The 11521-nt window shown below is 44.4% G+C and carries 10 protein-coding genes; 3 read left to right on the top strand and 7 right to left on the bottom strand.

Going from position 1 to position 11521, the window contains the following annotated elements; translation table 11 throughout:
• Nucleotides 1-153: 153 nt before the first annotated feature.
• From rbsK to AC3CHU_RS24300, 6 genes are all read right to left on the bottom strand, one after another.
• The gene (gene rbsK, locus AC3CHU_RS24325) at nt 154-1098 is read right to left on the bottom strand and encodes a ribokinase (RefSeq protein ID WP_102456392.1); all 945 of its coding nucleotides are present in this window, start codon (nt 1096-1098) and stop codon (nt 154-156) included.
• Nucleotides 1099-1290: 192 nt separating this feature from the next.
• On the bottom strand, nt 1291-2169 hold the full coding sequence (rbsB, locus tag AC3CHU_RS24320; RefSeq protein WP_102556585.1) for a ribose ABC transporter substrate-binding protein RbsB: 879 nt from the start codon (nt 2167-2169) through the stop codon (nt 1291-1293).
• Between the two features lie 149 nt (nt 2170-2318).
• Nucleotides 2319-3305 carry a ribose ABC transporter permease gene (gene rbsC, locus AC3CHU_RS24315; protein ID WP_004730344.1) on the bottom strand — a complete coding sequence of 329 codons (987 nt, stop codon included), beginning with the start codon at nt 3303-3305 and terminating at the stop codon, nt 2319-2321.
• A complete protein-coding gene (gene rbsA, locus AC3CHU_RS24310; protein WP_065112864.1) occupies nt 3302-4807 on the bottom strand; it encodes a ribose ABC transporter ATP-binding protein RbsA in 1506 nt (501 codons plus the stop codon). Before rbsA ends, rbsC begins: the two co-directional genes overlap by 4 nt.
• Before the next feature lie 89 nt (nt 4808-4896).
• Nucleotides 4897-5316 carry a D-ribose pyranase gene (gene rbsD, locus AC3CHU_RS24305; protein ID WP_488525899.1) on the bottom strand — a complete coding sequence of 140 codons (420 nt, stop codon included), beginning with the start codon at nt 5314-5316 and terminating at the stop codon, nt 4897-4899.
• Nucleotides 5317-5550: 234 nt separating this feature from the next.
• Entirely contained in the window at nt 5551-5952 is a 402-nt protein-coding gene (locus AC3CHU_RS24300; RefSeq protein ID WP_017081200.1) for a winged helix-turn-helix domain-containing protein, read from the bottom strand.
• 389 nt (nt 5953-6341) lie between these two features.
• Here AC3CHU_RS24300 and AC3CHU_RS24295 point away from each other — a divergent pair, with 389 nt between their 5' ends.
• Nucleotides 6342-6962: a porin family protein gene (locus tag AC3CHU_RS24295; RefSeq protein WP_488525898.1), complete on the top strand. Its 621-nt coding sequence runs from the start codon at nt 6342-6344 to the stop codon at nt 6960-6962.
• 148 nt (nt 6963-7110) lie between these two features.
• Here AC3CHU_RS24295 and AC3CHU_RS24290 read toward each other — a convergent pair whose 3' ends face one another.
• Complete coding sequence (locus AC3CHU_RS24290) at nt 7111-8172, bottom strand: endonuclease/exonuclease/phosphatase family protein (protein WP_488525897.1); 1062 nt, start codon at nt 8170-8172, stop codon at nt 7111-7113.
• 341 nt (nt 8173-8513) lie between these two features.
• On the opposite strand from AC3CHU_RS24290, the gene AC3CHU_RS24285 reads away from it, so the two are divergent.
• Entirely contained in the window at nt 8514-10409 is a 1896-nt protein-coding gene (locus tag AC3CHU_RS24285; RefSeq protein ID WP_488525896.1) for an extracellular solute-binding protein, read from the top strand.
• 12 nt (nt 10410-10421) lie between these two features.
• On the top strand, nt 10422-11510 hold the full coding sequence (locus tag AC3CHU_RS24280; RefSeq protein ID WP_004730359.1) for a microcin C ABC transporter permease YejB: 1089 nt from the start codon (nt 10422-10424) through the stop codon (nt 11508-11510).
• Nucleotides 11511-11521: the final 11 nt, after the last annotated feature.

Genomic DNA, 11521 nt, shown 5'->3' with positions numbered 1-11521 from the left:
ATAAAATCCTTGTGGGAATCACTTTTCCACGTTGGGCGATATTCTGCCTGAAAACAGGGGCTTATGCTTGATATTTGTTGTTACCGAATTTGAAGGCTTACATCCGTTAACTGCGGTTTAGTTCAGGAGTTAACCCTTCAAATAGGTATCAAGCTAAGCAGACAGTTGCTCTGCTAAAAACGCATCGGTTTCAGCACGGCTTGGAATCGACGTTTGAGCGCCAAAGCGAGTCACTGAAATGGCAGCGGCAGCGTGAGCAAACTTGATCGCACGCTCAAGTGGCATGTCTTCAAGCAACCCTGTGACTAATGCGCCATTGAAAGTATCACCAGCAGCGGTTGTGTCCGTTGCTTCAACGCGGAAGCCTGCGATTAATTCACCTTCGCTAGCTTCATTACCTTGACCACGATGACTCACCCACACGCCTTTCGCGCCTAGCGTGATCATTACAGTCTCGATGCCTTTAGCATGCAGAGCCAAAGCTGCCTGATGAGCGGATGCGTTGTCCGTCACGGTAATGCCTGTCAAAACTTCTGCTTCGGTTTCGTTGGGTGTAATCACATCAACACAAGCAAGCAATGAATCCGATAATGGACGAGCAGGTGCCGGGTTTAGAATAACTTGAGTGCCACTCTCTTTTGCTACTTTTGCCGCGTATTCAATGCCTTCAATTGGCGTTTCAAGTTGAGTTAGAAGGTATTTAGCGCCGCGAATCTTCTCTAGGTGTGGTTCGATTTGATCGCAAGTCAGTTTGTTGTTGGCTTCAGCAGAAAGGCAAATACTGTTTTCACCTGTTGCTGATACTTGGATCATCGCGATGCCCGTCGGTGTGTTTTCTGCAACGATCACACCGTCGATGTTGATGCCATCTTTGGCAAAGTCTTGACGGATATTGATCCCAAATGGGTCGTCACCAACACAGGCGATAAAGCCAATGTCTGCGTTTAGTCTTGCTGCAGCTACCGCTTGGTTTGCGCCTTTGCCGCCAGGGATGACCTGATAGTTACCGCCAATCAAGGTTTCACCCGGACGAGGGAACGAAGGAACTTGCAGTACGTGGTCAGCGTTAACGCTACCTAAAACAATCAGTTGAGTCATGATACGAGCCTTATGATATATCGTATTTGAAAATGCATGGGTCTTTCTCATTACGTAAATTGCTCGCCTTGTTAGACGGCTTATGAGAAACAGCGATGCACTGTCGGAGTTTTGCTTTTTGTCTTGAGCTAATGAGTTAAGCAAAGCAGGGGGTAGGGGACCCCTGCTTTATATCGCGTTATCTAGTAACGATTACTTAGCGATGATTTTTAGAGGTACTGGTACGTACTCGTCTACTGTCTCGCCTTTCAGTACTTTGTCTGCCATTTCAACACCTAAAGAACCGATTAGGTCAGGTTGTTGTGCAACCGTTGCGCCAAGTAGGCCACGGTTAACAGCAGCGATGCCGTCTTCAGTGCCATCAAAGCCAACGATCATTACGTCTTTACCAGAAGCTTGAACTGCGCGAAGTGCACCTAGTGCCATTTCATCGTTTTGAGCGAATACTGCTTGTACGTCTGGGTTAGCTGCAAGCAAGTTTTCCATTACGTTCAGACCTTTAGTACGGTCGAAATCAGCAGGTTGGCTTGCTAGAAGCTCTAGGTCGCTGCCGTTTACTGCGTTCATGAAGCCTTCACCACGTTCACGAGCAGCAGAAGTACCAGCAATACCTTCAAGTTGTATTACTTTTGCTTTTTCGCCCACTTTTTCCATGATGTAGTGACCCGCCATTTCACCGCCGATTACGTTATCAGAAGCAATGTGGCTCACTACGTCACCACGGCTTGCACCACGGTCTAGCGTTAATACTGGGATGTTTGAGCGGTTAGCAATACGAATAGCGTTAGACACAGCATCTGAATCCGTTGGGTTAATCAGGATTGCTTTAACACCACGAATGGTTAGATCTTCAATGTTCGAAAGCTCTTTGCTTGGGTCGTTTTGAGAATCAAGAACGATAAGCTTGTAGCCTAGCTCTTCCGCTTTCGCTTCTGCGCCATCTTTCATGGTTACGAAGAATGGGTTGTTCAATGTAGACAGAACGATTGCCATTGTATCTTGCGCCTGTGCAGACACAGATACCGTTGTAGAAAGAAGAGCAGCAGAAATAAGAGTCGCTAATTTTTTCATGGTGTAAGTCCTTTGTGTAGGGTGAGCTAGGAGGTGAGTCCTAGCTCGTAGTTACATTATTTATAGATTCTAATATTTTAAGGTAAAACAAACTGTTACTTTTATTAAACTAGAGTGTTACTTGTATTAACCTAGAGTGTAAATAGGTTTTATTTGTTTTTGTTGTCGACTAATACCGCCAGAAGAATAACCACTGCTTTTGCAATCATCTGGTAGTAAGAAGATACGTCTAATAGGTTTAGGGCGTTGTTTAGGAAACCGATAATCAATGCACCAATTAATGTGCCCATGATGCGACCACGACCGCCGGCTAAGCTTGTGCCACCAAGAACTACGGCTGCGATGGCGTCTAGCTCATAACCCATACCTGCGGTAGGCTGAGCTGATGACAAACGAGATGCCACGATGATGCCTGCAACCGCTGCTAACAGACCACAGATTGCGTAAACGCCGATTTTTACTTTGTCTACGTCGATGCCAGACAGGCGAGTTGCTGATTCGTTGCCACCCAGTGCGTAAACGTAGCGACCAAAGCGTGTGTGGTTAAGTAGGTACCATACTGCAGCGAATACCACGGCCATGATCCATACTGGAACTGGGATGCCCATTGCGTAGCCTGTACCGAACCAAGCAAACGCGTCTGCAGTGTCAGTAAAGCCAGTCGATATAGGACGACCGTCGGTGTAAACCATGGTTACGCCGCGCAATAGAGTCATTGTTACAAGCGTTGCGATGAAGGCTTGAACCTTACCCTTGGCGATAATCACGCCACTGATCGCACCCAATGCTGCGCCGGCTACTAGAGCGGTTGGCACTGCGATCATCACTGGGATTTCCATGCCAATCATGCTGGCTGCGAAAGCACCACAAAGCGCAAGTACAGAACCAACACTCAAGTCGATACCCGCGGTTAAGATAACCAGCGTCATGCCTACTGCGATAATGGCGTTAATCGAAGTTTGGCGTAGGATATTGAGGATGTTATCGACGGTGAAAAAGTTTGGGTTTAAGAATGAAACGACAACAATCAGGAAAATCAAAGCAATCAATGACTTTTGATCAATCAGCCATTCTTTGCTGATTAACGGTTTCTTCTTTGGAGCTTCAGTTGTTTTGCTCATGGTTTTAGTACTCATGCTGCGTCCTCGTTGATCTTTTTACCGACCGCACACGCCAGTAATAATTCTTGGTTTGCTTCTTTAGCATCAAATTCACCGCTTACACGGCCTTCATGCATCACCATGATGCGGTCACTCATTCCTAACACTTCTGGCATTTCAGATGAGACTAAAATAATGCTCATGCCGTCGGCTTTAAATTTATTAATGAGTTGGTAAATTTCTTTCTTAGCACCGACATCGACACCACGAGTGGGCTCGTCGAGAATCAGTACTTTTGGTTTGGTCATCAAGCCTTTAGCGATAGCTACTTTCTGTTGGTTACCACCAGAAAGGTTGCCAATGATTTGCTCGCGAGTCGGGGTCTTGATGTTGAACAGCTTGATGAAGTCATCAACCGCCATTACTTCGTCTTTGTGTTGGATTTGACCTTTTTTAGTCAGTAGGTCAAGTGAACATAAAGACATGTTTTCTTTTACTGAAAGCCCTAGAACCAAGCCATCGCCTTTACGGTCTTCAGAGATGTATGCAATGCCATTGGCAAGGCCATCTTTTGGACTAACAGGGTTAATGGTTTTGTTTTCTAAGTTGATGACACCGCGCTCACTCGGAAGAGCGCCGTAAATCACTTTCATCAGTTCGGTACGACCTGCACCCATCAAGCCAGATACACCCAGGATTTCGCCGCGCTTTAGAGTAAAGCTCACGTCGTGAACACCAGAACCCGTCAGGCCAATCACTTCAAGGCAAGTTTCACCGTGGCTTTGGCCGATACGAGGATATTGCTCGTCCAGCTTACGGCCAACCATCATTTCGATTAGGCCATCTTCGTCAGTATCTTTTACTTCACATTGGCCAATGAACTTACCGTCACGAAGCACGGTGATGTCATCACAAATCTCGAAGATCTCTTTCAAGCGGTGAGAGATGTAAACAATGCCGCAGCCTTCAGAACGCAGCTCGTTAATCACCTTAAATAGCGACTCAGTTTCAGTATCGGTTAGTGCATCCGTTGGCTCATCCATGATGATGACCTTAGATTCAAACGATAGGGCTTTCGCTATCTCAACCATTTGTTGCTCACCAAGGCTTAACTGACCTAAAAGTGTTTTCGAGCTGTGTTTTACATTAAGACGTTTAAGTAGCTTATCCGCTTCTTGGTACATTTCGTTCCAAAGAATACGACCCATAGTCCCGGTGATTTCACGACCTAAGAAGATGTTCTCGGCGATGGTTAGCTCTGGAATTAGGTTCAATTCTTGGTGAATGATACTAATGCCGGCTTGTTGTGAATCACGAGGTCCTTTAAATGCCGCTGGTTTACCTTGGTAGGCGATAGTGCCGCCATCCAAGTGGTAAATGCCGGTGAGCACTTTCATGAGCGTTGATTTACCTGCACCGTTTTCACCCATTAACGCCATTACGCGTCCTGGGTAAACGTTGAGGCTTGCCTTATCCAGTGCTTTCACACCAGGGAAGGCTTTCTCAATTGAGCTAAGTTCTAAAATGGCTTGAGTCATGTCGGTTCCTTTACTCGGGGCCAGTTGTATTTGGTTGTGTCTATCTTTGTTCAGCAATGACGCTGGACTGTCGTTGCGTTTCGCTTGAGCTAAAACGTTACGCCAGCTTGGAAAATAACATTCGCGTAAGGTGTGCATTCACCAGTGCGGATAACCGCGCGGCTTTCATGCGTGCGCTCTTTGAATTCTTCATGAGTGATGTAAGTAATCGAAAGTGGTTTGCCACAACGTGTTTCTTCCGTTTTGATTTGATCAATCAGCGCTGCGTGATGTTCAGGGCTGACTTTCGCGAATTCTTCTGCAATCACAACGCCTTCGATTTGAGACTCATCAAGCATGGTCTTCACTGTTTGAGCAAAGCTTGGTACACCGTGAGTCAAAGCAAGATCAATACGAGTTACATGATCCGGAATCGGCAAGCCTGCGTCACAAATCGTGATTTCATCTGTGTGGCCAAGAGTCGCCACTAAGTAAGAGAGTTCAGAATTAATTAGAGTACTTTTTTTCATATCACGACCTATCGAAAAATAACGTTTGATGGGTTGAGAACAACTCAAGAAAAAGCCATCGAAACGTTTCGATAGTGATAATAGTGTGTGATTTATCATTTGCACTATTCACTTTCTTAGAGTGTGATAACGATCATCGAAACGTTTCGATGGGGTGTTTTTTGGTGATCGCAATCACTTTCATCGGCAATTAAGAAGGTAAGGCAACGTAACGTTAACTTAAGGCAAAGGGAGCTAAAGTTTATTCACCGGAACATTTTGAACAGATTCTATAGGGGAGGTTTTAAGGGGTGTTTCTATTGCTACATATCCAGCTTCATTTGTATTGGGTATGACGAACAACGTATAGCCATATCGAGGAATCGTAACAATTTTTATGTTAGATGCTCTCAAGCGAACAAAAACATTCCTTAAGCAATAAATGACATTGGTTAGTGCTTGTGTCGGCACCGTTTCGTTTCCCCAACATGCGTTCACGATGTCTTTTCTAGGGATGGGTTGTCCGGCGCTTTTCGACAGTAGACAAAGCACGGAAAACAAGTGGTGACGTAAATAGATCTTGTTCCCCTGTTTGTTCGTGATGTTTCGAGTATCTACGTTAAGAGTTAGGTCGCCAAAGTGGATTTCGTTATTCATTGTTTTTCGATCTTTCTCATTCTTCATTGTGGAGGAGTGGATTGGGATAGCAGATAAAGCGCGCGGATTATGCAAAATAACGTCACTGTTGAAAGTAAGCATGCGTAAGTCCGCACGAATAAAATCTAAAAATGGGATGGTTTGAAAATTGATGGGAGGTTTTTTGAAGAAATAGATGGATTTTATTTGTCGATTATTCAAATGGTTATTTAGCTATAACTGATTGTTTTGTATGAGATTACAAAGTGATTATATTTTTATTTATTTTTTTGTTTTCTGTGAGATTAACCTGCTTGCCAATTCGACGGGGTGTCGGATAACTCTAACAAGATTGTGCAGCACAGGAAGGCGTAACAATCTTGATTTGCATTAAGTAAGGTCAAGCCGTAATGAACAAAAAATTTCTTCTAAGCATCGCAATGATGTCAGTATTTTCAGCAAACAACGTAATGGCAGCGGACAGCGGTTTCTACCTAGGTGGTGCAATCGGTACGTCTGGTGTGGATGACGGTGGCATGTTTGATTCTGTAAATGTGCCCGTTAGCTTTGAAGCAGAAGACAACACATATCGTTTGATTGCAGGTTACAAATTTAATCGCATCGTTGCGATTGAAGCGCAATACACGGACTTTGGTGATGTTGTTGCTAAATCACCAGGTCGTAATGATGGTTTCACTTGGACACCTCAAATCTTTTCAGTAACGGCTAATCTTGGTTACACGTTTGATAATGGCGTTCGTCCGTTTGGTACTATCGGTTTATCGACTATTGATCTAGACATGAAGCTCGCAGACGGCTCTCGCCCTTCAGAAAGTGGTTTTGATGATACGGGAGACGGCATCCGTATGGGTGTTGGTGTTGAATACGCACCACCTACAATGTCTTCGTTGAGCGTTCGCCTAGCGTACGAAGCTGATGCTTTTGACATCGAAGATAACGACAACGGACACAAGACAGAAGAAACCGTTGTTCTGGACTCTTTTTACTTAGGCGCAATGTACACATTCTAAGTTTCACACCTTGCTAAACGGTAAATCGGTTCTAAATGGGGCGTCGGTTGGCTCAACCCGTTTGGCTAAAGTGGAAAGCCGCAGTTTTTAACTGCGGCTTTTTTAATGCTTATCTTTGGTGAATCCGATTGAGAATGTAATCGAATAGTTAGGCTTCACGGATATGAGCGGTGACTGCAACGATGGCATGGTCAGTACTGAATTGGTCGTGTTCAAAACTAGGATTGATGAGGTGGTGGTCTAGCACTGTGTAACTAGAGATCTCCATCAAGCTTGATGAGTTCTGACAATCAAACTCGTTCGACATCAAGATGTAATCCAAAATCGACCCTGAAGCACCGTAGTAGTGGGTTGGTTTGCGCTGTTCGAGCAAGTCTTCTTCATGCAGCTGATGATATAGCTCCCAACTGTCTTTTAATCGAAAGTGCGATAACCAATGTCTGCTCGCTTCATCTCGATTCAATGAATAGCTAAGAAGTCCTTTGAACTCATCGTGAAACAGTGGCTTGTTAAAATCACCCATTAATACAACTGGCTGATCGGTTTGGTGACGTTGATTCGTAATATATTGATGTAGCATTTGAGCTTCTAGGCCGCGCTGAACGCTAGATAACCAAGACCCAAGTTGCTCCTGATGAAGCTTAACCAAGGTGTCACTTTTTGGCTTTTGGTTGCCTGAGGCTTCCGAGACTTTAGCTTTATCAACGTTATCTAGAGTGTGATTTTTTGGCTCGGTTGCTCGCTGAGATTTGAAGTGTACAACGTAACAATCAGTAGAGCCCAAGTGAGGAAGCGTAATGGTTGCGTGGACAGGCGTTCGGTTGAATGAAAAATTGTCACTAAGATTGAAGGCGGAAAGCAACTCTGAATCGGGTGTGACGGGCTGAACTTTTTCAATCGGGTAGCGAGAGGCGATACCCACGACAGGCGAGGTATACAGGTAATCATCTTCAACATGCGGGCAATCGACAACCGCAAAGTACGGATAACCCAGATCATTCATTAACTGCTCTAAAGACTGTGGGCTAAATATCTCTTGGAAGCCAATCACATCACAATCTAATGAACCAATCGCTTCAGCCATCCAGTGTTGCTTCTTCTGCCATTCCTCAAAGCTGTAGATGTTCTCAAAATCATAATAAGCATTCGGTGGTTCGAGGTAGTTCAAAAGATTGAACGTTGCGAATGTTATGTGGTTTGGTTTATTCAAAGTGTCATTCCATTTAGACCTAGGCAGCAAGGATACTCCAGTAAAGTATAGTTTGTTGATTATTTGGGGGTTAAGTTTGATTAATTAGGCCAATCAAAGTCAGCGACGCTTCTGTCATTTACGTTAGTGAGACTATTGTGATGCAGTTTTAGTCTGCGTCATCAAATAAATTCGAGTAGTGACAAGTTAATTGTAAATAAACGGTAAGAGTTAGGGTGCTGATGGTTTTATTAGTTATTACATGATGTTAGATTTGAACCTATACTTGATTTAACGGCATGCATTCAAAGCCGATTAATCAACTTGAATATCGAATTCATGACATTTGAAGGGAGAGTCAAATGGGAACAGATTTCCGAAGCAAGGCCTCGCAGCGCACTCAGTTTTTCAGGTTAAATTTAACTTCATGTGCAGTCATGCTGCCACTAATTGCTCTATATCCCTCCGTTACACACGCCTCTGATACCGAATCAACTCCCGCTGTCACCGTTATTGAAACCACGCAACTGGTCGGTTTTGGTGAAGCAAAATATCCTGTCGATTTCACTCATTTCGATTACGTTAATCCTGATGCGCCAAAGCAAGGCAAGGTGACTTATGGCAGCATAGGTACTTACGATAGCTTTAATCGATTCGGTTCCCGCGGCGTTGCTGCAAGTTATACGGGTGAGATTTACGATACCTTGATGTTTTCTCCGAGTGACGAAATTGATGCTTACTATCCATTGATCGCTTCTAAAATTCGCTACGCAAGTGACTTCTCTTGGATGGAAATCGATATCAACCCAGATGCTAAATTCCAAGATGGCAAACCAATCACAGCTCACGATGTTGCCTTCACCTTTGATAAATTTTCAAAAGAAGGTGTGCCTCAATATCGCGTGTATTACAAAGAAATTGAATCAGTGACGGCTGTTTCTGATTCGGTTGTTCGCATTGAGATGAACAAGCCAAACCGTGAGAAGCTGTTTAGCTTTGCACAAAGTACACGTGTATTACCAAAACATTTCTGGAAAGACAGAAAACTGTCTGAGCCGCTGAGTGAACCACCAGTAGGAAGCGGCCCTTACAAAATTATCAGCTATAAATCGGGTCAAAGCGTTACCTACGGTCTAGATGACAATTACTGGGCAGCCGACCTGCCAGTTAACGTGGGCCGTAATAACTTCAAGCAAGTGCAGTACGATTACTATCGCGATGACACCGTAATGCTGGAAGCCTTCAAAGCAGGGGAATTCGATCTTCGAACTGAGAACTCGGCTAAGTTCTGGGCCAATTCATATACGGGCGCAAACTTCGACAAAGGCTACATCATTAAAGAAGAGATCAACCATGAGAAGCCTGAAACGACTCAAGGTTTTGTCTTCAATATTCAATCTCCTGTGTTCTCTGATCCTAAAGTGCGTGAAGCGTTAACTTACGCGATGGATTTTGAGTGGATGAACAAGAATATGTTCTATGGTCAGTACAAACGGACTCGTAGTTACTTCCAAAACACCGACTATGAAGCGAAAGGCTTACCAAGCGAAGCTGAAGTTGAGTTGTTGTCTCAGTACAAAGATCAAATCCCGCCAAGAGTTTTCACCGAAGAATTCCAGCCATCAGTAACCGATGGCAGTGGCCGTATCCGTAGCCAAATGCGTACCGCTTTCAAACTGCTGAAAGAAGCGGGTTGGGTATTGAAAGACAAAGTAATGACCAATGAAAAGACTGGCAAGCCGATGTCGTTTGAGTTGTTGATTTACAGCCCAACCACAGAGCGTATCGCAACACCGGTTCAAAAGAACCTCAAGCGTATGGGTATCGAAATGAAGATTCGTACTATCGATACGACTCAGTACATCAAGCGTCTTCGTGATCGTGATTTCGACATGGTGTCTTCATCGTTTTCGGCAAACCCTTATCCTAGCCCGAACTTAATGATCGTTTGGAACTCTAACTACATTGATTCTACTTACAATACTGCAGGTGTGATGGATCCGGTGGTTGACGCATTGACAGAAGAAATTGCGCGTAACCAACAGCATCCTGAAAAACTTCTTGCGCTTGGTCGTTCACTTGACCGTGTACTGCAGTGGAATTTCTACAATATTCCGCAATGGCATGTTGGTGAATACCGCGTAGCAATGTGGGACAAGTTTGAGCGTCCAGATGTATTACCTAAATACGATTTAGGCATTGATACATGGTGGATTTCAGAAGAGAAGGCGGCATTGCTTCCTGAAAAACGTCGCTAGGAGTTAGTTAGCATGGCCGCGTATATATTTCGGCGTTTACTGTTGGTGATCCCCACGTTGTGGGCGATCATCACCATCAACTTTTTCATTATCCAGATTGCCCCAGGAGGTCCGGTAGAACAAGCCGTTGCTCAGTTAGAAGGGCATAACTCTGGAATCATGGAACGCTTTTCTGGTGGTGGACAAGAAGTTGATTTAAGTGAAAGTGACCAAGCGTCTGCCAGTGGCTATAAAGGCTCTCGCGGGCTTGATCCTGAAGTGGTTGAAGAGATCAAAAAGCAGTTTGGTTTTGATAAGCCGATTCATGTTCGCTACTTCGACATGTTGAAAAACTACGCGACCTTTAACTTTGGCGAAAGCTTGTTTAAAGGCGGCAACGTTATTGATTTAATCATCGAACGGTTGCCAGTCTCCATTTCTTTAGGGTTGTGGAGTACGTTAATCATCTATGTGATTTCGATACCCTTAGGCATCATGAAAGCGATACATCACGGATCTCGCTTTGATATTTGGTCGAGTGCTGTGGTCATTGTTGGCTATGCCGTACCGGGCTTCTTGTTTGCGATTATCCTGATTATTTTGTTCGCGAGTGGTAACTACTTCAGTTGGTTCCCATTGCGTGGACTCGTGTCGAGTAACTTCGACCAGCTCAACTGGTATCAGCAAATTGGCGACTATTTCTGGCATTTGGCTTTGCCTATTTTCGCTATGGTCATCGGCGGTTTCGCAACACTCAGTATGTTGACCAAAAACTCCTTCCTTGATGAAATCAACAAGCAATATGTGGTGACCGCGAGAGCGAAAGGCTTGGACGAGAGCAGTATTCTCTACAAACACGTTTTCCGTAACGCTATGCTGATCATTATTGCTGGTTTCCCGAGCGCGTTTATTAGTATTTTCTTCACGGGTTCTATGTTGATTGAAGTGATGTTTTCACTCGAAGGCATCGGTCTGCTTGGCTTTGAGTCGACCATTCAACGAGATTATCCAGTGGTGTTCAGTTCTCTCTATATCATGACCTTGCTTGGCTTGGTGCTGAGCATTATCTCCGACCTGACGTATACCTGGGTTGATCCTCGAATTGATTTTGAAGCGCGTTAATGGCGAATGAA

This window comes from Vibrio sp. QJM3NY_39 (genome assembly GCF_057785895.1).
The sequence above is the reverse complement of the archived record's forward strand: the minus strand, read 5'-3'. Positions and strand labels throughout refer to the sequence as shown.

Bases quoted from the DNA above. Each gene is read 5' to 3' on its own strand.
- rbsK (WP_102456392.1), bottom strand. From the start codon at position 1,098: ATGACTCAACTGATTGTTTTAGGTAGCGTTAACGCTGACCACGTACTG.
- rbsB (WP_102556585.1), bottom strand. From the start codon at position 2,169: ATGAAAAAATTAGCGACTCTTATTTCTGCTGCTCTTCTTTCTACAACG.
- rbsC (WP_004730344.1), bottom strand. From the start codon at position 3,305: ATGAGTACTAAAACCATGAGCAAAACAACTGAAGCTCCAAAGAAGAAA.
- rbsA (WP_065112864.1), bottom strand. From the start codon at position 4,807: ATGACTCAAGCCATTTTAGAACTTAGCTCAATTGAGAAAGCCTTCCCT.
- rbsD (WP_488525899.1), bottom strand. From the start codon at position 5,316: ATGAAAAAAAGTACTCTAATTAATTCTGAACTCTCTTACTTAGTGGCG.
- AC3CHU_RS24300 (WP_017081200.1), bottom strand. From the start codon at position 5,952: ATGAATAACGAAATCCACTTTGGCGACCTAACTCTTAACGTAGATACT.
- AC3CHU_RS24295 (WP_488525898.1), top strand. From the start codon at position 6,342: ATGAACAAAAAATTTCTTCTAAGCATCGCAATGATGTCAGTATTTTCA.
- AC3CHU_RS24285 (WP_488525896.1), top strand. From the start codon at position 8,514: ATGGGAACAGATTTCCGAAGCAAGGCCTCGCAGCGCACTCAGTTTTTC.
- AC3CHU_RS24280 (WP_004730359.1), top strand. From the start codon at position 10,422: ATGGCCGCGTATATATTTCGGCGTTTACTGTTGGTGATCCCCACGTTG.